The sequence below is a fragment of the Aliiruegeria haliotis genome, from assembly GCF_003003255.1.
Taxonomy (GTDB): Bacteria; Pseudomonadota; Alphaproteobacteria; order Rhodobacterales; family Rhodobacteraceae; genus Tropicimonas; species Tropicimonas haliotis.
Genome location: NZ_PVTD01000004.1, coordinates 60,403 through 81,758, shown reverse-complemented (window position 1 = coordinate 81,758; position 21,356 = coordinate 60,403). Strand labels below are relative to the sequence as shown.

The 21,356-nt window shown below is 63.4% G+C and carries 17 protein-coding genes; 9 read left to right on the top strand and 8 right to left on the bottom strand.

The features are described from left to right. Window positions 1-86 precede the first annotated feature (86 nt). The gene (locus CLV78_RS11630) at window positions 87-575 is read left to right on the top strand and encodes a CAP domain-containing protein (RefSeq protein WP_106204991.1); all 489 of its coding nucleotides are present in this window, start codon (window positions 87-89) and stop codon (window positions 573-575) included. 52 nt (window positions 576-627) lie between these two features. Here CLV78_RS11630 and guaD read toward each other — a convergent pair whose 3' ends face one another. After that, window positions 628-1,995, bottom strand: coding sequence for a guanine deaminase (gene guaD / locus CLV78_RS11625; protein ID WP_106205251.1), 1,368 nt, complete (start codon window positions 1,993-1,995; stop codon window positions 628-630). 145 nt (window positions 1,996-2,140) lie between these two features. Between guaD and mgtE the strand changes: the two genes are divergently transcribed. Together mgtE and CLV78_RS11615 are read left to right on the top strand one after the other, a co-directional pair. After that, window positions 2,141-3,529, top strand: coding sequence for a magnesium transporter (gene mgtE / locus CLV78_RS11620; RefSeq protein WP_106204990.1), 1,389 nt, complete (start codon window positions 2,141-2,143; stop codon window positions 3,527-3,529). Continuing rightward, window positions 3,526-4,086 (top strand): 5-formyltetrahydrofolate cyclo-ligase, encoded by a 561-nt coding sequence (locus tag CLV78_RS11615; protein WP_106204989.1) that lies wholly within the window; start codon window positions 3,526-3,528, stop codon window positions 4,084-4,086. Before mgtE ends, CLV78_RS11615 begins: the two co-directional genes overlap by 4 nt. 424 nt (window positions 4,087-4,510) lie before the next feature. Here the strand turns inward: CLV78_RS11615 and CLV78_RS11610 are convergent, their stop codons facing one another. The 3 genes from CLV78_RS11610 to katG form a co-directional block, all read right to left on the bottom strand. Continuing rightward, the gene (locus tag CLV78_RS11610) at window positions 4,511-6,754 is read right to left on the bottom strand and encodes a xanthine dehydrogenase family protein molybdopterin-binding subunit (protein ID WP_106204988.1); all 2,244 of its coding nucleotides are present in this window, start codon (window positions 6,752-6,754) and stop codon (window positions 4,511-4,513) included. 1 nt (window position 6,755) lies between these two features. Beyond that, a complete protein-coding gene (locus CLV78_RS11605) occupies window positions 6,756-7,217 on the bottom strand; it encodes a (2Fe-2S)-binding protein (protein ID WP_106204987.1) in 462 nt (153 codons plus the stop codon). 251 nt (window positions 7,218-7,468) lie between these two features. Beyond that, entirely contained in the window at window positions 7,469-9,640 is a 2,172-nt protein-coding gene (katG, locus tag CLV78_RS11600) for a catalase/peroxidase HPI (RefSeq protein WP_106204986.1), read from the bottom strand. Between the two features lie 455 nt (window positions 9,641-10,095). On the opposite strand from katG, the gene CLV78_RS11595 reads away from it, so the two are divergent. The 5 genes from CLV78_RS11595 (at window position 10,096) to CLV78_RS11575 (ending at window position 16,367) form a co-directional block, all read left to right on the top strand. Continuing rightward, window positions 10,096-11,058, top strand: coding sequence for a LysR substrate-binding domain-containing protein (locus CLV78_RS11595; RefSeq protein WP_106204985.1), 963 nt, complete (start codon window positions 10,096-10,098; stop codon window positions 11,056-11,058). 66 nt (window positions 11,059-11,124) lie between these two features. Beyond that, the gene (locus CLV78_RS11590; protein ID WP_106204984.1) at window positions 11,125-12,345 is read left to right on the top strand and encodes an anaerobic sulfatase maturase; all 1,221 of its coding nucleotides are present in this window, start codon (window positions 11,125-11,127) and stop codon (window positions 12,343-12,345) included. A gap of 406 nt (window positions 12,346-12,751) precedes the next feature. Then, complete coding sequence (locus CLV78_RS11585) at window positions 12,752-13,405, top strand: protein-L-isoaspartate O-methyltransferase family protein (protein WP_106204983.1); 654 nt, start codon at window positions 12,752-12,754, stop codon at window positions 13,403-13,405. A 161-nt stretch (window positions 13,406-13,566) separates the two neighbouring features. After that, complete coding sequence (locus CLV78_RS11580; RefSeq protein ID WP_245925002.1) at window positions 13,567-14,895, top strand: TolC family outer membrane protein; 1,329 nt, start codon at window positions 13,567-13,569, stop codon at window positions 14,893-14,895. A gap of 122 nt (window positions 14,896-15,017) precedes the next feature. Further along, window positions 15,018-16,367, top strand: coding sequence for a hypothetical protein (locus CLV78_RS11575; protein WP_106204981.1), 1,350 nt, complete (start codon window positions 15,018-15,020; stop codon window positions 16,365-16,367). Window positions 16,368-16,759: 392 nt separating this feature from the next. On the opposite strand, the gene CLV78_RS11570 is transcribed toward CLV78_RS11575, so the two are convergent. The 4 genes from CLV78_RS11570 to cobU form a co-directional block, all read right to left on the bottom strand. After that, entirely contained in the window at window positions 16,760-18,274 is a 1,515-nt protein-coding gene (locus tag CLV78_RS11570) for a YifB family Mg chelatase-like AAA ATPase (RefSeq protein ID WP_106204980.1), read from the bottom strand. A gap of 63 nt (window positions 18,275-18,337) precedes the next feature. Next, window positions 18,338-19,213 carry a glutathione S-transferase gene (locus CLV78_RS11565; protein ID WP_106204979.1) on the bottom strand — a complete coding sequence of 292 codons (876 nt, stop codon included), beginning with the start codon at window positions 19,211-19,213 and terminating at the stop codon, window positions 18,338-18,340. A gap of 58 nt (window positions 19,214-19,271) precedes the next feature. Beyond that, a complete protein-coding gene (locus CLV78_RS11560; protein ID WP_106204978.1) occupies window positions 19,272-19,844 on the bottom strand; it encodes a histidine phosphatase family protein in 573 nt (190 codons plus the stop codon). Further along, on the bottom strand, window positions 19,838-20,374 hold the full coding sequence (gene cobU, locus CLV78_RS11555) for a bifunctional adenosylcobinamide kinase/adenosylcobinamide-phosphate guanylyltransferase (protein ID WP_106205250.1): 537 nt from the start codon (window positions 20,372-20,374) through the stop codon (window positions 19,838-19,840). Before cobU ends, CLV78_RS11560 begins: the two co-directional genes overlap by 7 nt. 97 nt (window positions 20,375-20,471) lie before the next feature. On the opposite strand from cobU, the gene CLV78_RS11550 reads away from it, so the two are divergent. Continuing rightward, on the top strand, window positions 20,472-21,350 hold the full coding sequence (locus CLV78_RS11550) for an RNA polymerase factor sigma-32 (RefSeq protein ID WP_106204977.1): 879 nt from the start codon (window positions 20,472-20,474) through the stop codon (window positions 21,348-21,350). The last annotated feature ends 6 nt before the right edge of the window (window positions 21,351-21,356 follow it).

Here is a 21,356-nt window from a genome sequence, read left to right as displayed (position 1 = left end):
TTGTCTCTGCCATTACCCTGCCATGAAAAGGCCCATCGAAAAGCGAATGGACCTGAGAGGCTGCGGGCAGACAGAAGGAGAATCTGATGGCTTTGGGAGCAATGGTGACAGCGTTGGCCATGTTGGCCTCCGTGCAGATCGGGGATGCGGCGACGCGGCTCGGCGCGCCATCGGAACCGCTCGTTTGGCAGGCGTCTGCAAGCACATCCCAGCAGGTCGGGAAGCTGGTGAACCAGCTGCGCACGACCAACGGCCGGAACAGCCTTCGCCCATCCGAGCGGCTTGAAAAGGTTGCTGCGATCCACGCACAGGACATGGCACGGCGCGGGTATTTCTCCCACCGGAGCCCAGAGGGCGCGCGGGTCTTCGAACGGCTGAGGGCGACCGGCTACAGCTATTGCTGGGCCGGAGAGAACATTGCCCGTGGTCAGCGCGATTCCGCCGCTGTGGTACAGGCGTGGATCAACTCCTGGGGACACAAGCGGCTCATGCTGCACCGGATGCCCACGGAGTACGGCCTTGCGCGGGCTCCGAACAACACCTGGGTTCTTGTGCTGGCCCGTCCGGGCTGCTGAACCGCTCAACAGCCCGGAAGGTCATTGGCCGTGCGCCCGGCGGCTTGCGGGGTCAGAGCCCGAGGCTGTCTGATATCAACGGGTTGAGTGGCCTGCTGTGGCTCGCGTCGGGGAAGGCCCATTCCCCCTTGTGTGTATCGAACAGCCGCCCGCCGACGTGAACTGCGACAACGGCGCGATCGTCTCCCATCATGATCGTCGGAAACACCGCTTCCCAGATGGTCTCCGCCCGGGCCTGTCGCTGCGCGATTGCCGGGGTGGAGGCGAGGTCGAGCACAACCAGATCCGCGGCCGAGCCGAGCGCCAGCGTACCAATCCTGTCGGCCTGGCGCATGGCGCGGGCCGAACCTGTGGTGGCCAGCCAGAGAAGCTGCGCGGGATGCAATGCCGTTCCGGTGAGCTGGCCGATCTCGTAGGCGGAGGCCATCGTGTGCAGCATCGAAAAGGAGGAGCCGCCGCCGGTGTCGGTGGCCAACCCGACCGTCTGTCCCTCCGCCACTGCCCGCGCGGTGTCGAAAAGGCCGGAGCCAATGAACGTATTTGATGTCGGGCAGTGAATGAGCGCCGCGCCGTGGTCGCGCAGCCGGTCGCGCTCGCTGTCGGTCAGCCAGATCGCATGGCCGAACATGCCACCGGGTTTGAGCAGGCCATGCGCCTCGTAGGTGTCGAGGTAGTCTTTCTTGGATGGATATAGCTCGGCGACCCACTCCACCTCGTCGGTCTGTTCACTCAGATGGGTTTGCATCGGGCAGTCGGGATGCTCTGCCCAGAGCGCGCCGAGCGCCTCCAGCTGTTCCGGCGTCGAGGTGGGGGAGAACCGTGGTGTTATGGCGTAGGTCGCGCGCCCGCGCCCGTGCCAGGTTTCCAGCAGCGCCTTGCTTTCATCATAGGCGCTCTGTGCGTCATCCCGCAGGCCGTCGGGTGCATTGCGATCCATGCAGGTTCTGCCGGCGGTCACGGCCATGCCACGCTGTTCGGCGGCGGCAAAGATTGCCGTGACCGAGGCCGGGTGGATGGTGCAAAAGCTGGCGACTGAGGTCGTGCCGTGAGTCAGCAGCAGGTTCAGGTAGCGGTTCGCGATCTCGTTGGCATAGTCGGCATCGCGGAACCGCATTTCTTCCGGGAAGGTGTAGCTGTTGAGCCAGTCGATCAGCCGTTTCCCCCAGGAGGCGATGATGGCCGTCTGCGGGTAGTGGGCATGGGAATCGACGAAGCCGGGGAGGATAACCCCCTCACCGTGATCGGTGACGCGGGCATCGGGATGGGCCGCGCGCAGGTCCTCGGCTTCTCCGATCTCGTGGATTGCGCCGTCACGGACCAGGATTGCCCCACGACGGATGTGGCGTGCGCAGCCGTCCGGCTCGACGTCGAAAGGGTTGGCGTGGATGTCCAGCACCTGCCCCAGGATCAGGTGATCAATGGCGGTCATGGCAAAAGCCTAGGCGCCTTGCCGGTGGGGTGCAACGGGGCAGCCGCGGCAAGCGGTTCGGCAGTCCGGCTGGGCGGTTGCGCCCCGGCGCCGCTGTCGTATCTTGGGGCACGACGAAACGTGGAAAGGGCGTGCCATGGCCGAAGAGACTGCCGACCCGGCCGGTCGGGATGACGATGCCTATGCCCTGAAACGTGAGCGTGTGCAGGCGATCCTGCTGGCGATCAGCAGCGGCGATGCGGCTCGTCTGGGGCGCTTGCTCGACCAGCTTCACCCGGCGGATATCGCCGATCTCATGGAACAGGTGGGGGACAAGACACGACACCTCCTGCTGCGGTTCTGGGGACGGGACATCGACGGTGAAATCCTGTCGGAACTCGATGAGAGTGTGCGGCAGGAAGTGATCGAGATGCTGCCCGACGACGTGCTGTCGGAGGCCGTCCTCGACCTCGAATCCGACGACATTGTCGACATCCTCGAAGATATGGAGGAGGACAAGAAGGGCGTCGTTCTCGATGCGTTGCCAGCCAGCGAGCGGGTCGCGGTCGAGCAGGCACTTGGCTACCCGGAGTTCTCCGCTGGTCGGATGATGCAGCGGGAGGTCGTGACGGCCCCGGAATACTGGAACGTCGGGCAGGCCATCGACTACCTGCGCGAGGAGAGCGAGAACCTTCCCGAACAGTTCTACCACGTGATTCTTGTCGATCCGCGGATGCGGCCCACCGGCTACGTTACGTTGGGAAAGCTGCTGTCGACGCCGCGAGAGACGCCCATGCGCGATGCGACGGAGCATTCCTTCCGCACCGTGCCTGTGGATCAGGACGAGAGCGAGGTGGCCTATGCCTTCAACCAGTATCACCTGATATCCGTGCCTGTCGTGGATGCGAACGACCGCTTGGTGGGGGTGATCACCATCGATGATGCGATGGCGGTGCTCGATGACGAGCACGAGGAGGACATGCTGCGTCTGGCGGGGGTGACCGAGGAGTCGAGCCTGAGCGACACGGCGATAGAGACGACGAAACTGCGTTTGCCCTGGCTGGCCGTGAACCTGGCCACCGCCATCCTCGCGTCGCTGGTGATTGCCCTGTTTGAAGGGGCGATCGGTGAAATCGTGGCCCTGGCGGTGCTGATGCCCATCGTTGCATCGATGGGGGGCAATGCAGGGACGCAATCCCTGACGGTGGCTGTCCGGGCCATCGCCACGAAGGACCTCACGGGGTCCAATGTCTGGCGGGTGGTCGGGCGGGAACTGCTGGTCGGGCTGCTGAACGGGTTGTTCTTTGCGATTGTCATGGGGATCGTGGCGCTACTCTGGTTCGGTTCGACGCAGCTCGGGCTCGTGATTGCCCTTGCAATGGTCGTGAACCTGGCCGTGGCGGCGTTGGCCGGGATCCTCGTCCCGGTGATGATGGAGAAGCTGGGCGTCGATCCGGCGCTGGCCTCCGGCACCTTCGTGACGACAGTCACCGATGTGGTGGGCTTCTTTGCGTTCCTCGGTCTTGCCGCGGTGGTGTTGTTGTGAACCTTGCGGAACGGAAGGCGACGGAGAGGGCGGCGGCATATGCGCGGCGCAAGACGGCGCATGCACGCCATCGGGCGGCAGCCTCTGCGCAGCTTGAATCGTATCTGCGGGGCGTGACCGGGCAGGTCATCGCGGGCTACCTGCCGATTCGCACTGAAGCCGATCCGCTGCCGGCTATGGGCGCCCTGTCGGCCCGCAACCGGATCTGCGTCCCTGTGGTCGAGGGCCACGGGTGTCCGCTGACCTTCCGGGATTGGCGCCCGGGATGTGCACTTGAGGAAGGGAGCTTCAAGGTCATGATCCCGGTGGGAGGCGCTGTTCTGGTGCCGAATGTGCTCATCGTGCCGCTGGTGGCATTCGATGCAGGACTGTACCGGCTGGGCTACGGCGGCGGATTCTACGACAGGACGCTGGAGCGACTGCGGGCGACGGGGCCCGTTCGGGCCATCGGTTTCGCCTATGGGGATCAGCAAACCGAAGCCCTTCCGTTGGAACCGACCGACCAGCGGCTCGACGAGGTGGTAACCGAGAATGGTGTGTTGCCCCTCGATCCTTGACGCTGGCGCGTCGCGGATCCTTGGGGCCGGGCGCCCCTTCGGGGCGGTTCTGGCACGTGCATAACTGATGTACGGTCATGAATGGCGTGCCCGCAGGCCGAGCTTTGCGACCGTCATTGGCTGCGACGCATCGGGCCAGACAAGTCAGCACATCGCAGAGGGTTGTGCGAAACCTCTCCCCGCTTGCCGCATGGAGGAGGCGAGCACGAGGGTGGCCTGCCAGGCGACCGTTCGGTTTCGGGGGACCGGCGGGCAAATGTGAGCACGTATCTGTTGACCGGGTGCGCCATGGTCGCGGGGCTGTGGAGGTCGCACATTGCGCTCGCGCGCTGGTCCGACCGGTGCTGTGAGTTTGCCGCGCGACCTTGTTGGAGCGCGGGGTGCTGAGCTGAGCCTGCGCGAACGCAGGCTCGGTGGGGCGATTTCAGACAAAATCCACGAACTTGTTGAACGGCATCTCTCTCAGCCGGATCCCGGTGGCGTCGAAGATCGCCGCGGCCAGTGCCGGGGCGGCAGGCGGCACTGGCGGTTCGCCGATGCCGCGGATTCTGGACGCGTTCTCAAGCCCCTTAACGACGATCTCCGGACATTGGTGCAGCCGCATTCCCTCGTGATCGAAGTAGTTCGCCTGCTCCGCCATGCCGTCGGCATAGGTGATCTCGCAGTTCATCGCGTGGCCGAGCCCCCAAACGACACCGCCCTTGACGTGGTTGTCGAAGTTCACCGGATCCACAACGCGGCCGACATCGGCGGCAACGAAGACCTTGTCGATCCGGATGCCGTCCCCGGTGTTCGTCACCTCGACGACCTCGGCGACCGGCACGCCGAAACTGTCCACGAAGCCGAGCCCACGGCCGCGATTCTCTCCAGGATCCGTACCCCAGCTGGACATGTCGCCCACGGTTTCGAGCACCTTGCGCGCGATGTCGTGGTTGCAGAGCCGCAGCCGCTCCTCCAACGGGTCAGCGCCCGCTGCGTGGATCAACTCGTCCAGGAAGGCAGAAGCGAAGAAACCCTGGCTGGAGGCGCCGACGGACCGCCAGGATGAGGTTGGAGAAAGCGGCGGGACCTTGTAGGCGCGAAAACGAAAGTTCGGCACCGCGAAAGGCTGGTTCCAGGCGCCTGCCGCTATCTGCGTGTCGGCACCCGGCGGTGCGGACTGGCCGAGGCGCGCAATCTGGGAATCGGTAGACGACACGGTGGCGACCTGGAGGTCGATGGCATCCACCTTCCCGTCCTTCACGCGGCCCACACCGCGCGCCATGCCAATCTGGCGCGGATAGTCATGGGCGAAGTCCTCCTCACGGGTGAAGGTCAGCTTCACCGGCGTGCCGGGCATCTGCATCGCGATCTCTGTCGCCAGCGTGATATTCTCGAATTCCAGACGATGGCCGAAGCTGCCGCCCGAGAACTGCTGGTGGAAGTGTACGGCCTCGGGGTCGATCCCGGCGACCTCCGCCACCTTCTGCTGAGCGAAGCGGGGAAACTGATGGCCGACCCAGATATCGACTCGGCCGCCTTCCATCAAAACCAACGCGTTCAGCGGTTCCAGCGGCTGGTGGGCGACGTAGGGAGCGCGGTATTCCGCCTCCACGGACTGCCCGGATGCCAGCGCGGTCGCAACATCGCCGTCGTTGCGCCATTCCGCATCCAGCCGCTCTTCCACGAAGGAGTTCGCGACCTCTGCCCAGTGACCATCCATGTCTGCCGGGTAGGGGGCGGGTCCCCAATCGAAAGTGATGGCCTCGGCTGCCTGGAAGGCGCGCCAGGTGTTGTCCGCAACCACGGCAACGCCGTTCGTCACCTCCACGATCTTCAGAACGCCACGCATCCCTTCGGCAGCGCTTGCGTCGTAGCTGTTGAGCGCGCCTCCCTGTCGCGGGTTCACCTTCACGGCGGCATGAACCATGCCGTCCATCTCCAGATCGATTCCGTAGGTCTGGGTGCCTGTCGACTTGGCGAGGATATCGAGCCGTTGCACTTCCTTGCCGATCAACCGCCACTCGGAAGGCTCGCGCAGTTTCACCCGGGTGACGGGTTCGATCCCGGCGGCGATCGGCGCCAGTTCCTGATAGCTGTATTCGGTGCCGTCGGGCAGGATCACCTTGCCACTCGCCGTCTTCAGCGCTGTGGTGTTGATGCCGGACTTCTCGCTTGCGGCTTTCTTCAGTGTTTCGCGCGCGACCGCCCCTGCGGTCCGAAGCTTGTCGAAGCTGTCGGGGACCGAGGTCGATCCGCCGGTGCCCTGCACGCCCATGATCTTGACGACCACACCCAGGATTCCGCGCATGGCGTCGGCTGGAAAGCTGTGGTCGTGCGAATTGAACGGAACGCCTTCGTCGGCGAGAGCCGTGTTGTAATACGCAGGGCTCGGGACGCCGGGGGAGATTTCGAATTGGCCGAACTCCAGGTCCAACTCTTCGGCGAGCAACATGGCCTGCATGGATGCGGCCCCCTGGCCAAGATCGGAATGCGGCGTGATCAACGTGATCTTGTCGGCGTTTATCTGCACCCAGGGGGTCAGCGCTGCCTCGCCCTCGCCCAGCTCGTCGAGGAGCGGGTTCGCGTGGGGTTTCCGGTACTGGTAGTATCCAAAGGCCACCCCGCCGGCGATGGCGACGGAGCCCACGAGGAAGGTACGGCGGGCGATGGTTCCGATCCGGCTCATCTCAGGCCTCCTTCAGGCGGGCGGCGGCGGTTTTGACCGCTGCACGGATGCGTGGATAGGTTCCGCACCGGCACAGGTTGCCGGACATGGCATCATCGATGTCGGCATCGGTGGGCACGGGATTTTCCGCCAGAAGGCTGGCGGCCTGCATGATCTGCCCGGACTGGCAGTAGCCGCATTGGGCGACCTGATGTTCGACCCAGGCCTGTTGCACCGCGTGCATGGCGTCCGGCGTCCCCATTCCCTCGATGGTGGTGATTTCGGCTTCGCCGACATCACCCGCGAAGGTCTGGCATGATCGCACGGCCATGCCGTCGAGATGCACCGTGCAGGCCCCGCAGGCGGCAACCCCGCAGCCGAACTTCACACCCTTGATCTTCAACTCGTCCCGCAGGACCCAGAGCAGCGGCATGTCCTCTTCGACGTCCACGTCGTGGACCTTGCCATTCACGTTGAGTTTCACGCGCTCCTCCTTTCGCTCCGAGGGTGGAGCATTGATCCCGAACTTTCTCGGAATTTTACATATTGCCCGAGGATGTCAAAATGGATTTTTGTAAAGTGCATGCACAGCATGTGTTCGCCGGTGTGCATCTCTGCGGGCCAATATTGTGCCGTCGGCAGCAATACACAGAAAATGCGCCATATTCGTCACCCAGGAAAAACAAGCGGCGCCCCTTGGTGGGGGCGCCGCTGGTCGTTGAGTGCTCGGTCTCTCTACCGCACGTCGAAACGGTCGGCGTCCATGACCTTCGTCCAGGCGGCCACGAAGTCCCTGACGAACTTTTCGGCATTGTCATCCTGGGCGTAGACCTCGGCATAAGCCCGGAGGATAGAGTTCGAGCCAAAGACAAGGTCGATCCGCGTGGCGGTGTACTTCACCGCGCCACTGGCGCGGTCCCGGACTTCGTAGGCTCCGTCGCCGACCGGAACCCATTTGTAGGCCATGTCGGTCAACGTGGTGAAGAAATCCGTCGACAGGGCGCCGACCCTGTCGGTGAAGACGCCGTGCGCAGAGCCGCCATGGTTGGTGCCCATGACCCGCATGCCGCCAACAAGCACGGTCATCTCGTTGGCCGTAAGCCCCATCAACTGGGTCCGGTCGAGCATCAACTCTTCCGGGGAGACTACGTAATCGGCCTTCAGCCAGTTGCGGTAACCATCATGGATCGGCTCCAGCACATCGAAGGACTCGGCGTCCGTCATCTCGTCCGTAGCGTCACCGCGCCCCGGAGTGAAGGGGACCGTGACGTCGAAACCCGCGGATTTGGCGGCTTGCTCGACCCCGAGATTGCCCGCCAGCACGATCACGTCTGCGATGCTGGCGCCGGTCTCGGCAGCGATGGGTTCCAGCACGGAGAGGACGCGAGTGAGGCGCTCGGGCTCGTTTCCTTCCCAGTCCTTCTGCGGAGCGAGGCGGATGCGGGCTCCGTTCGCTCCGCCCCGCTTGTCGGAGTCGCGATAGGTGCGGGCGCTGTCCCAAGCGGTTGTCACCATGTCGGAGAGGCTCAGGCCGGACGCTGCAATCTTCGCCTTCACCGCCGCGACATCGTAGGACGTGGAGCCTGCGGGGATCGGGTCCTGCCAGATCAGGTCCTCGGCGGGGACGTCCGGTCCGACGTAACGGGCTTTCGGACCCATGTCCCGGTGGGTGAGCTTGAACCACGCGCGGGCGAAAGTGTCACGGAAGTACTCCGGATCGGCCATGAACCTCTGGCAGATCTCGTTGTAGACCGGGTCCATCTTCAGCGCCATGTCGGCGTCGGTCATCATCGGGTTGCGGCGGATGGACGGGTCGGAAGCGTCGACAGGCTTGTCCTCTTCCTTGATGTCCACCGGCTCCCACTGCTGGGCACCCGCGGGGGATTTGCGCAGTTCCCATTCGTGGCCAAAGAGCATGTCGAAGAAGCCCATGTCGAACTTTGTCGGCTCCGTCGTCCATGCGCCCTCAAGGCCCGAAGTGATCGCGTTGGCGGCCTTGCCGCCCATGTTCGGGTTCTCCCAGCCCATGCCCTGTGCCTCGACGCCGGCGGATTCCGGATCTGCGCCGAGCGCGTCCGCATCGCCATTGCCGTGCGTCTTGCCAATGGTGTGTCCACCAGCCGTCAGCGCCGCGGTTTCCTCATCGTTCATCGCCATGCGGGCGAAGGTCTCGCGCATCTGGGCGGCGGTCTTGAGCGGATCGGGATTGCCGTTCACGCCCTCAGGATTCACGTAGATAAGGCCCATCTGAACCGCGGCGAGCGGGTTTTCCATCGTCGAAGGATCGCTGACATCGCCGTAGCGCTCATCGGACGGGGCCAGCCATTCCTTCTCCGCCCCCCAGTAGGTGTCAGTTTCGGGGGCCCAGATGTCGGGACGGCCGAAGGCGAAGCCAAAGGTCTTCAGGCCGGTGTCTTCGTAGGCGATGGTTCCGGCCAGCGCCAGCAGGTCAGCCCAGCTCAGCTTGTTGCCATACTTCTTCTTGACGGGCCACAGCAGACGGCGGGCCTTGTCGAGCGAAACGTTGTCCGGCCAGGAGTTCAGCGGCGCGAAGCGCTGGTTCCCGGATCCCGCTCCGCCGCGACCGTCTGCGAGCCGGTAGGAGCCGGCGGCGTGCCAGGTCATGCGAGCCATCAGGCCGCCATAGTGTCCCCAGTCGGCAGGCCACCAGTCCTGGCTTTCGTGCAGGAGGGCCTTCACATCGGCTTTGACGCCTTCGAAGTCGAGCGACTTGACGGCCTCGGCATAGTCGAAATCCGGATCCATCGGGTTCGTCTTCGTATCGTGCTGGTGCAGGATTTCGAGGTTCAGCGCATTCGGCCACCAGTCCATGACGGACTTGTTGGTTGCCGTGTTGCCTCCGTGCATGACTGGGCACTTCCCGGTGGGGGTGTCGTTGCCGTCCATGATAGCCTCCGTTGGTGATGCGTGGGGTGTCTTCGGTGTCGTGGTCTCGCCGTGGATTCGGCGAGGATGGTGTTTCTTGTCGGTGCCGCGCCGTCGCGGGTGTCTGGCGCTTCGGCCGGTTGCCAGCCGGGGGTGCACCCTGCGGGAATCGCACCGCGCGGCCGTGTCGGTCGATGAGGGGATAGCAAAGTATTCTGATAAGTAAAAATTGCGAAATCATATGCTTTGCATTAGTTTTTCCTATGGATTGGATCGCGTGGATCTGACTTGCCACCGACCGGGATCGCTCCTGAGCGGCGGCGGGCGACGTGGTGCCGGGCAGCGCCGGTTGCTCATCGCGAGGCGGTGCTCTTGCGCCTTCCGTGCTGGGGAATCAGGGCCTGGATCCCGCGTGGCGGGGCCGGAGCGGCGATATGGGGCGGGCATGCGGTCCGTGAGTTGGATTGGAGGCGGGTATGAGTGTCACCCTGCGACAGCTTCGCTATCTGCTTGCCGTTGCCGAGCACGGTCAGATTTCGCGTGCGGCGGAGGCGGTGCATGTCTCCCAACCGGCGCTGTCGGTCCAGATTCGCGACATGGAGGCGGCGCTTGGCGTGGTTCTGCTCGAACGGTTGCCGCGCCGGGTGGTGCTGACGCCTGCCGGACATGAGATCGTCGATCATGCCCGCCGGGTGATGTCGGAGCTCGGCGCGCTGGAGCGGAGTGCTAGGGTCACAAGCGGGCTCAGCGGCCGTCTGGCGCTCGGGATGATCCCGACGGTCGCGCCCTACCTGATTCCTGCGGCACTGCCATTGCTCCGGGCGCAGAACGTCGGGCTGGACCTGAGGGTCCGGGAGGCGACGACAGAGGAGCTTCTGAACGATCTGACCATGGGCCGACTGGATGCCGCGGTGGTTGCCCTGCCGTCGGGTGAGGATGGGCTGACCGAGATGCCCCTTTTCGAAGACCGGTTTCTTCTGGCCGGATCCAGCACCCGCATCGAGGCCCTGTTGGCGGAGGGGCGGGTGCCCGATCCGTCGTCACTGACACCACGGCAATTGCTGCTACTGGACGAGGGGCATTGCCTTGCCGATCAGGCCTTGGAGGCCTGTTCCCTTGATCGGCGCGATACGCGGGTCGATCTGGGCGCATCGTCGCTTTCGACCCTGTCCGGTCTCGTTGCCGGCGGTTTCGGGCTGACGTTCATGCCGGAAATTGCCTTGGCCAAGGAACTGTCCGCGGCGCCGGAAATGCGCCTGACACGGTTCCCGGCACCCGAGCCCAAGCGGGCAATCGGCCTGGTTCGACGGGAAAGCGCGCGCGGACAGGGGTGGTTCGAAGATCTCTGGCAATTGCTGAAAATGGCAGGCGAAGGCCTGGTCGCCGAGGGTGTCGCCGCGGCGCGGGGCGCCTGTGCGGGGGGCGGCGAAACTGCCTGATCCAGGGCGGCCAGGATTGACCTTTCCGCGCAGATACGGGACGACAGCCACGACAGGAGACATTCGATGACCCGGGCCCCGCAACCATTCAGCATCATGACGAAGCCCATCGGGCCACGGTGCAATATCGATTGCACCTATTGTTACTACCTGGAGAAGGAGAAACTTTTTCCTTCCGAGAAGAAGTTCCGCATGTCTGACGAGGTCCTGGAGACCTACATTCTGCAGCTGATCGAGGCTTCGGTGGAGGCCGGCATGCCCGAGGTGCTCTTTGCGTGGCAGGGCGGTGAACCGACGATGCTCGGCGTCGGGTACTTTCAGAAGATCGTGGAACTACAGAAGAAACACGCGCCGCCCGGAGTGCGGATCAGCAACTCGCTGCAAACCAACGGCATGCTGCTGGACGATTCCTGGGGCACCTTCCTTGCGGAGAACGGGTTCCTTGTCGGGCTCAGTATCGACGGGCCCAAGAAGATCCACAATCGCTACCGGATCGACCGCGCCGGCCGGCCGACCTTCGATGCGGTGATGCGGGGACTTGAGGTGCTGCAACGGCACGGAGTGGACCACAATGCATTGACCACGGTGCACAGGGCCAACAGCGGCAAGGGCAAGGAGATTTATCGGTTCCTCAAGGGTGTCGGGTTCGACTACCTGCAGTTTATCCCGATCGTGGAGCGAAGCGCGCGCGAAGGCGACGGGCTTGCCAGTGCGCCGCAGGTGGATATGGATCCGGGCAACAGCGTGACCGACTGGAGTGTCAGCCCGCGCGCCTACGGGAAGTTTCTCTGCGACATTTTCGATAGCTGGTACCGAAACGACATTGGCGAAGTTTTCGTGCAGTTCTTCGACGTGCAGCTTGGTCTGTGGATGGGCCATGATGCGGGCCTCTGTGTCTTTGCCGAAACCTGCGGCAACGGACTCGCCCTCGAACATGACGGCAGCCTCTATTCCTGCGACCACTACGTGTACCCGGAGTACCGGCTCGGAAAGATCGGCGAGACACATCTGCGCGACATGGTCTGGACCGACCGCCAGGATTCATTCGGTCAGGACAAGAAGAACGGCCTCACGCAGCAGTGCAGGGATTGCAGCTTTCGGTTTGCGTGCAATGGCGGGTGTCCGAAGCATCGGTTCGCTGTGAACAAGCTTGGCGAGGCAGGGCACAACTATTTCTGCGAGAGCTACACGATGTTCTTCCGGCATTGTGGGCCGCGCCTGCAGGACATGGCTCGCCTTATCGCTTCCGGGCGTCCGGCCGCCGACGCGATGAAGCGCGGCGAATGAACGGATTTGCCAGGTAGGCCGATCGGTTCGAACACGGCTTCGCGCGCGAGATCCCGGGCAACGGCAGGCCCGCGAAACAGATCAACTCGGATTGGTGCCGGCATCCCTGCATGGACTGGTTGTGATCGTCGGTTCCGATCCGGCGACAAGTGCGGCATTCCCGTGGCCCTCAAACTGGACTGTCTGCCGGACTTGCGCGGTGTCCAGCGGGGCGATTGAACACGGACGGCGCCAAATGGAGTTTCTCCGACACGACAACACGCTGGCCACGACGTGCGCTGTGTAGAAATGGTACCATCCGCCGCCCCTGATCCCCACCCCGACGGATCTGCGGCGTGTGCGCATGTTGCCTCGCAGCAATGATTGTGCCACACGATGGCGACGCGTCCGCTCTACAGGTGCCTTCATGACCTCCTTTGATACCCATCGCACGACCATGGTGGACACTCAGGTCCGGCCGCAGGACGTGACGAAATACCCGATCATCGATGCGATGCTGTCCGTGCCGCGTGAACTCTACGTTCCTGACAATTGCCGTGCCTCGGCCTACGTCGGCACCAATATCGACCTCGGTGATTCCCGGGTTGTGCTGGAGCCGCGGACGCTTGCGAAGTTGCTTGATGTCCTGAACATCAGCGCCGACGAGCTGGTGCTCGATGTGGCGTGTGGGATGGGATATTCCACTGCGGTTGTTGCCCGGATGGCACAGGCCGTCGTGGCGCTGGAAGCTGATGCGGCTCTTGCCGACGAGGCAGAGTCGATCCTCGCAGCAGAGGGCGTGGACAATGCCGCAGTCGTTCATGGCCCATTTGACGAGGGCGCGCCTCAGCACGGTCCCTACGACGTGATGCTGATACAAGGCGGTGTTGAGGAACTGCCCGAGGCCTATGTGGAGCAACTCCGCGACGGCGGACGCATTGCCTGCCTCTTCATGGAGAACAATCTTGGCGTCGTTCGCCTCGGGATCAAGTCCGATGGGGTGATCAACTGGCGTTTCGCATTTAACGCATTTGCACCAGTTATTCCCGGCTTCGAGCAAAAGACTGCTTTCAAGCTGTAATTGGCGAATCACTGCTGCTATAGTGGCCGAAAATGGGGGTAAACCCTCACATTACAGGCCCACGAGAAGGAGCAGTTCGCGTGAGGAACTTTGGACAGCGCCTAAGACGCGGGGTGGCCGGTCTGGCCGTCGCCGCTACAACATTTTCAGGCAGCTCGGCTTTGGCCGAAACCCTGACCGACACCCTGATCGACGCGTACAGGAATTCGAACCTTCTCGCCCAGAACAGAGCCCTGTTGCGCGCTGCGGACGAGGATGTCGCCGTGGCGATCTCCAGCTTGCGGCCGACGTTGGATTTCATCACCGACTGGGGTGGAGTTCATCCAAACCCGATAACCGGTTTCAGCAACACCGGGAACCCGACCTTCGATGACAACCTGAGCGCGACATTTCAGCTTCAGGCCGAACTGATCCTCTATGCTGGTGGACGGAACCGTCGCACCATCGACTCCCAGAAAGAGACTGTTCTGGCAACGCGGGAGGCGCTCCGCTCTGTCGAGCAATCCGTTCTCTTGCAGGCCGTTGTCTCCTACATGGGCGTCCTGCGTGCCATTGCCTTCGTAGATCTGCGTGAGAACAACGTTCGCGTTCTGACGCAGGAAAAGCAGGCGACGCAGGATCGGTTCGAAGTCGGCGAGGTGACTCGTACGGACGTCGCGCTGGCGGACAGCCGGCTTGCGGCGGCCCAAAGCTCGCTGGAGGCCGCGCGTGGTGACCTCGAAGTTTCTCGCGAGACGTTCCGCACGGCTGTCGGGCGCTATCCTGGCACGCTGGCGACGCCCGGACGTTTGCCGGCCACGGCCGCATCGGTTCAGGAGGCGATTAACGTCGCCGTCCGAACGCACCCGGATGTTCGCCGGGCACAGCGTGAAGTCACTGTGGCGGAGATCGGGATCGAGATCGCGTCCGGTGCCTATCGGCCGACGATCTCCGGCCTTATCACCTCATCGACCGAAACCAACAACTGGAACGAGCGCCATTCGCTGGGTGTGCGCCTGAGCCAGCCGATCTATCAGGGCGGCAGGTTGGCGGCGCTGGAGCGTCAGGCGATGGCGCGGCGTGATGCTGCGCGTGCGACACTCCTGCAAACCACTCTGACGGTTGAGGAATCGGTTGCCAACGCCTGGGCAAATCTCGATGTGGCCAAGGCGCAGATCCTGGCCACGGATCTGCAGATCCGCGCTGCCGAAATCGCATTCGAAGGGACCCGCGAAGAGGCCACGCTCGGTGCACGTACGACGCTTGACGTGCTCGATGCGGAGCAGGAACTGCTCGACGCGCGCGCCGCGAAGATCGACGCGGTCGCTACGCAGTACGTAGCAGTTTATTCACTTCTTTCTGCAATGGGTCTGATGACTGTCGATCACCTGAAGCTGGGAATCCAGACCTATGACCCCGCAGGCTACTACAATGCCGTCAAGTCGGCACCGGCGCGTCTTTCTCCGCGCGGCAAGCAGCTTGACCGTGTGTTGCGGAAGCTCGGCAAGTAGCATTCCGCGGAGCGATGGTTTTTTGACCTGGACGGGGTGGAGTGATCCGCCCCGTCTGGATCGTATTGTGCAAGAGGGTCGGCAGACGTACCTTGAGGGAAACGCAATTGGCGGGAGCGAGCATGTCTGATCCAGTGACGAATGCAGAGATCGAGGATGTCCTGTCGTCAATCCGGCGACTCGTATCGAGCAGCAAGGACCGCCCCGACTCCGCCACTGAGCAAGAAGACAATGCTGCTGCGGGTGTGCAGGGAGAAACCGCTGCGGATTCAGAGGAGGCGGCCGCCGAGCGTCTGGAACCCGATGCGCTTGTTCTGACGCCTGCGCTGCGCATCCCGGATGAGCCGGCCGATGAGGATTCGGTCGCCGCGTGGAACCGCGATGCCGACGAAGACACCGCTCCAGGAACAGAGGTCGATTCATCGGCGGTTTCAGGTTTCGGTTCCGGGCCGGAAGGGTTTTCGCCGGACGAGATCGAGTTTCATCCTGTCCACGAAACCGCTGCAGAGGAACCTGTTGCCGATGGCGAGACCTCCGAGGCGGAGGCAATCGTTCTGCCCGAGGGCATGCCGACATTCCTGCGCTCCGCGATGGAAAGGGATGAGGCCGCACTTCGGTCCGCGATAGAAAGCGGGAAGGCGTCAATTCGCGTGGACAAGGGGGAGGATCCGGGTACGCCGATTGTAGATGCATTGGATGATCCGGTCGGCATCAAGACACCGTCCCTGTCAGACGGAGACGCCGAGTCGATCGAAGATGCTCCTCTCGCTGCCGGCCAAGAGGACCCGGAGGCCAAGCCAGATTCCGACATGCGGGGTGAACCAGCCAACGCCCAAGACGACCGGGAAGACCCTGATCCGCCGAGAAACGCTCCGCGTGCGGGTTTCAGATTCGGTCCACGGCAGGCTGAAGTGATCGAACGCGTTCCGTACGACGAGGCCGACGCCAGCCAGGCGGACGCAGACGGGTCTCCAACGGAGGCGGAAGTTGTCGAAGGCGAGCATGTCTCACGGATTTTGGGTGGATTGCGTTTGGAGGCTGACTCGAAGCCAGAGCCCAATCCCGCGGAGGAGGCGCTGTCTATGGACAGTCCCGAACCGCCCGAGGCTTCGTCGGAAGAACCGGATCACGACGATGTGGTGGAAACCGAGGCGACCGAAAACGGCGAGGATGCCGCGTCCCACCCATGGAAAATGGGGGCTTTCGCGGATGTTCTCTCCGGTGTGGCTCCTTCTCGGGCGCGGGAAGATGTTCCGAATGCTGGTGACCAAAACCGCAAAGATGATGAACTCGACGAGAACATTTTCGAGACCGCTCTGACTCCGATGGACGAAGAGATGCTGCGCGCCCTTGTCGTTGAAATCGTCCACGAGGAACTCCGTGGAAAACTCGGTGAGAAGATCACGCAAAACGTTCGCAAACTTGTCCGCCGGGAAATCCACAGAACGCTGGCCGCGCGGGATTTTGACTGACCGGGACAACGCCGTGACGCTGGAATGAACCCTATCGCGAATGTCGACCGCCATTCGATACCGGCCAGTTCGGCGACGAAGAAGGTGTATCCAAGCTCTTCGGCATGGTTCGAAAAGTCCCTTTTTCGGACTGGGCGCTCTGAGCGCTGATCGAGTGGGCTAGGGCAATCGTGAGTAGCAAGAGACTCCGCATCATGGGCGCTTAGCACTGTGCGATTGGAACCTGCGGCGATGTGAGTCGAGGTGGCCCACACAACGAGACATCGATTGGAGTGCGGCCACGAGATCGTGCAGTTGGTGCCACGCCGTTGCCCGGCAAGCGCGCCGCCAGGTCGTCACCGTTCCTTCCATAGTTGTCAGATCAAGCAAACAGGCGATTGCGGTCGCGGTGCCTAATTGACCAGGCCGTGCACTAGGCGAAATCCGACCGCTTCCGCGACATGCGGACGCCGAACGGTATCGCTTCCGTCGAGGTCGGCAATCGTCCGTGCCACACGCAGAACGCGGTGGTATCCGCGCGCGGTCAGGCCGAACTTCTCTGCCACTTTGAGCAGAAGATCGTGCCCCTCCGGGTCGGGGCAGGCAATCTGTTCCAGAACGCTGCCTTCAGCATCGGCATTGACCCGCAGATCCGGAGTTTCCGCAAAGCGCTGGCTTTGAACGTCCCGGGCGGCGGCCACACGTGCTGCGATGTCAGCCGTGCCTTCGACGGCCTCCGGCAAGTCGAGATCCGTGAAGGCAACCGGCGGAACCTCTATCCGCAGGTCGATCCTGTCCATCAGTGGACCGGAGATCCGGCCGAGGTAGTCTTCGCCACACCCCGGAGAGCGGGCACAAGCGCGGGCAGGGTCGGCGAGGTGGCCGCAGCGACACGGATTGGCGGCAGCCAACAGAAGGAAACGACAGGGATAGGTCACATGTGCGTTGGCGCGCGCCACGACCACCTCGCCGGTTTCGATGGGTTGGCGCAGGGTCTCCAGTACCTGGCGGGAAAACTCCGGGAGTTCATCGAGGAACAACACGCCATTGTGCGCAAGCGAGATCTGACCGGGCCGCGCGCCGCGCCCACCCCCGACGATTGCTGGCATGGAGGCGGTATGGTGCGGTTGGCAGAACGGACGTTGCCGGGAGATGCCTCCATCCACCAGCGTGCCGGCTAGTGAGTGGATCATCGAGGTCTCCAACGCCTCGATCGGCGATAGCGGTGGCAGGATGCCGGGTGCACGGGCGGCAAGCATGGATTTGCCTGACCCGGGCGCACCAACCATCAGCAAGTGGTGTCGCCCGGCGGCGGCGATCTCCAAGGCACGCTTGGCACGCTCCTGCCCCTTGACCTCCCGGAAATCCTTTGGTCCGACATCCCGGACAACCTCTCCGGGGCGGGCAGGGGCCAGGGGGGTCTGTCCAGTGAAGTGTCGCACGGCTGAAGCAAGCGTGTCTGGCGCGATGACATGGGCCGCCTCGACCCAGGCGGCTTCCGGGCCACAGGCCCTCGGGCACAGCAAGTCCATGCTCTCGGCGGCGGCTGTCATCGCAGCGGGCAGGGCACCGATCACCGGCACCAGCCCACCGTCGAGGGACAACTCGCCAAGGGCAACAGTGCGTTCCACAAGTTCCGTTGGCAGGATATCCATCGCGGCCAGCAGCGCCATCGCGATGGGCAGGTCAAAATGCGACCCCTCTTTCGGCAGGTCGGCAGGAGATAGGTTTACGGTGATGCGTTTCGAGGGCAAGGCGATGGACATCGCCTGCAAAGCTGAGCGCACGCGTTCGCGCGCCTCGCTGACCGCCTTGTCCGGCAGACCCACGATGGAGAATGCCGGCAGTCCGGGTGTGACCGCGCATTGCACTTCGACCGGTCGCGCCTCCACCCCCTCGAACGCCACTGTATGGGCTCGCGCCACCATTCTCACGCCCCGCCAATCCTGGTTAAATCAGTGATCGACTGATGCGCGGGAATGGGTTGATATTCAGTTAATACCAAGCAGATCGCATACTGCGGGCCATGCCGCTGCATCGGCCACGACCTTGTCACGGCAGGTCGGGTTGCACAGGCCAATGACGATCCCGTTCACCTCCGCGAAATGGGTGACGGGTTTGCCAGAGAAAATGCAGGCGGCGTTCACCGACGGACCATTTTTCACAGCCCGGGCCGGCAGCGTTGCGACTGCGGGCCATGCCATTGTGGGATGGGGTTGATCATAGCGGGAAAGGTGTCCTCCGAGAACCAGACCCAACGCGCGCCAACGCCGAAACGAGGGATCGGCCAAATGGGCCTCGACATAGGCGCATGCGCGGTCCGAGACCGGTAGGGAATACCCGGCGATGCGGGCCGCGACCGGCGCGAAGAACGCGTCGGCTGCCGAATACTCTCCGCAAAGCCATGGCCCCTTGGGTTGGGTGGCGTCTCTGGCGAAAGCCCAGATCTCTTCAAGCCGCTTAAGGTCCGCGAGGACGGCCTCGGAGGGGGCCGCATCCGAATAGGCGGTGCGGAGGTTCATCGGGCAGTCGCTGCGTAGGGCCATGAAACCGGAGTGCATCTCGGCGGCGAGGCTGCGGGCAATGGCTCTTGCCGCCGGATCCGACGGCCAGTGACCTGCCTCGGGATGCCGGCTCGCCAGTTCCTCGGCAATCGCAAGCGAGTCCCAGATGACCGTGCCGTCGGCGGTCTCAAGTGTCGGCACTGTCCGGGCCGGTGGCAGGGCAGCCATCTGGCTGGCGACACTGCCCTTGTTGAAATCGACGAACGAAGTGCGGACCGGCAAACCGAACCGATCGAACAGGAGCCAGCCGCGCAGCGACCAGCTCGAGTAGGTGTAGTCACCAATATGAAGCTGATAGGTCATGCGGGCAGGCTATCGTCAATCAAGACTTCACGCAAATTTATATATATTCGCAAAAGCATCACAAATTATGATTTATGATGTCGGCGTCCCACCCGCGCCCGTTGAATTGGAGGCGGGTTACGGAGAGATTGTCGATCTTCCGGGCCATGACTTCAAGTGCAGAGCACCCAAGCGCGCGTTGAACCTGGCTGAGGATTGTGCCGAAATGGGCCACCGCGATGATGTCGCCGGCCTCTCCGGTCAGCCAGTCGACGCTACGGTTTACCCGCTGGGACAGGTCGTTCCAACTCTCACCACCGGGCGGGCGAACGTCGCCGGGCGCTTCCCAGTACCGGCGAACGAGGCGGGGGTCCTCTTCCTGCACGTCATCGAATGTGCGGGCCTCCCAGGCGCCGAAGTGGATTTCGCGCAATCCGCGATCATGGGGCAGGCGTGGGCGGCTGCCCTGTATCGCGTCAGCGGTCGTGATCGCGCGGGAAAGGTCGGAGGAGATCACCGGGGCATTTTCAGGCAAGTGATCGGCGACCCGCCGCAGGAGGTCGGTATCAGACAGGTCGGCCGGAACATCCGTCCAGCCGTTCATGTCACGTCGGTGCGTTGGCCCGTGCCGGATCCACCACCATGTTACCATTCGACATCCTCCGGTAGGCTGCCCTTGAGGGCGAGCGGCAGGCCGGCCATGACGGCGACGACGCGGTCGGCGCGTTGCGCGATCTGCCGGTTCAGGCGGCCCTGAAGATCGCGGAAACGCCGACCCAGCGCCGTCTCGGGCACAAGTCCCTGACCAACCTCGTTCGACACCGCGACAACCGGGCAGGCACAGCTCTCCAGAGCTGCGAGCAGAGCGGGGAACTCGGCCTCCGGATCGGCATCGGCCAACAGGCGGTTGCTGAGCCACATAGTGATGCAGTCCAGCAGGACGGCATGTCCCGCAGGGATATCCCCAAGCGCCCCAACAAGGTCGTGCGGCGCCTCCCTCGTGTCCCAGCCGGTGCCACGGTCGGCCCGGTGGGCCGCAATCTTGGCCTCCATCTCCGCATCGAACGCCTGCGAGGTCGCCAGGTAGATCCGTGGCCGCCCAAGGTGGCGCACCAACGCCTCGGCGCGGGCGGATTTGCCGGAGGAGGCGCCTCCAAGGACAAGGGTGATCTGGGGTGTCATGGGTCGTGGCGTGGTTCGGGTGATCCGTTTGTCGATCTGGTGCGTATCAGATGCGAACAGGATAGCGAAAGCCCTCTTCGGGCCAAAGGAGGACAGCATGAACGCGCAGAGCCCTCGTGACCGCACCATGACGCGCAAGGCCATGTCGGCGGAACTTCTGGATGCGGAGACGGAGTTGGAACTCGCGCGAGCGTGGCGGGACCGGCGTGACGAGGCGGCGCTGCACCGTCTTGTAACCGCCTACATGCGGCTGGCGATTTCCATGGCGTCCAAGTTTCGTCGCTACGGGGCGTCGATGAACGACCTCATTCAGGAGGCCAGTCTTGGCCTGATGAAAGCGGCCGAGAAGTTCGACCCGGACCGGGGAGTGCGCTTTTCCACCTATGCCGTGTGGTGGATCCGCGCCTCGATCCAGGACCACGTGATGCGGAACTGGTCCATTGTGCGGACCGGATCGACCACCAGTCAGAAATCCCTGTTCTTCAACCTCCGCAGGCTTGAGGCCCGGCTTGAGCGCGAGGCGGGAGAGCGCGGCGAGGAACTGGACCGGGCGCAACTGGAGGAGCGTATCGCGATGGAACTGAGTGTTCCCGTCGGCGATGTGATGATGATGCGCGGAAGGCTCTCCGGCTCGGATTTCTCCCTCAATGCGCCGCAAGGGGGCGATGAGGATGGTCGCGAATGGATCGATACCATCGAGGATGGCGGCCGGTCAGCCGAGGAGACCGTGGCGCAGGACGAAGATTCGAAAGTTGTTCGCCAGTGGATCCTTGAGGCTCTGGACGAGTTGACTGCGCGGGAGCAGTTCATCGTTCGCGAACGGCGAATACGGCCTGAACCGCGCACGCTGGCATCGCTCGGTGGCGAGTTGGGGCTGTCGAAGGAGCGGGTTCGGCAACTGGAGGCGGCGGCCTTTGGCAAGATGAGAAAGGCACTGGAGGGACGGGCCGGCGCGGTGTACGACTTTCTCGCATGAGGGTCC

What these genes read in the sequence shown, in the direction of transcription:
- CLV78_RS11630 (WP_106204991.1), top strand. Translation starts at nt 87, where the DNA reads ATGGCTTTGGGAGCAATGGTGACAGCGTTGGCCATGTTGGCCTCCGTG.
- mgtE (WP_106204990.1), top strand. Translation starts at nt 2,141, where the DNA reads ATGGCCGAAGAGACTGCCGACCCGGCCGGTCGGGATGACGATGCCTAT.
- CLV78_RS11610 (WP_106204988.1), bottom strand. Translation starts at nt 6,754, where the DNA reads ATGAGCCGGATCGGAACCATCGCCCGCCGTACCTTCCTCGTGGGCTCC.
- katG (WP_106204986.1), bottom strand. Translation starts at nt 9,640, where the DNA reads ATGGACGGCAACGACACCCCCACCGGGAAGTGCCCAGTCATGCACGGA.
- CLV78_RS11595 (WP_106204985.1), top strand. Translation starts at nt 10,096, where the DNA reads ATGAGTGTCACCCTGCGACAGCTTCGCTATCTGCTTGCCGTTGCCGAG.
- CLV78_RS11590 (WP_106204984.1), top strand. Translation starts at nt 11,125, where the DNA reads ATGACCCGGGCCCCGCAACCATTCAGCATCATGACGAAGCCCATCGGG.
- CLV78_RS11585 (WP_106204983.1), top strand. Translation starts at nt 12,752, where the DNA reads ATGACCTCCTTTGATACCCATCGCACGACCATGGTGGACACTCAGGTC.
- CLV78_RS11575 (WP_106204981.1), top strand. Translation starts at nt 15,018, where the DNA reads ATGTCTGATCCAGTGACGAATGCAGAGATCGAGGATGTCCTGTCGTCA.
- CLV78_RS11570 (WP_106204980.1), bottom strand. Translation starts at nt 18,274, where the DNA reads ATGGTGGCGCGAGCCCATACAGTGGCGTTCGAGGGGGTGGAGGCGCGA.
- CLV78_RS11565 (WP_106204979.1), bottom strand. Translation starts at nt 19,213, where the DNA reads ATGACCTATCAGCTTCATATTGGTGACTACACCTACTCGAGCTGGTCG.
- CLV78_RS11560 (WP_106204978.1), bottom strand. Translation starts at nt 19,844, where the DNA reads ATGGTAACATGGTGGTGGATCCGGCACGGGCCAACGCACCGACGTGAC.
- cobU (WP_106205250.1), bottom strand. Translation starts at nt 20,374, where the DNA reads ATGACACCCCAGATCACCCTTGTCCTTGGAGGCGCCTCCTCCGGCAAA.
- CLV78_RS11550 (WP_106204977.1), top strand. Translation starts at nt 20,472, where the DNA reads ATGAACGCGCAGAGCCCTCGTGACCGCACCATGACGCGCAAGGCCATG.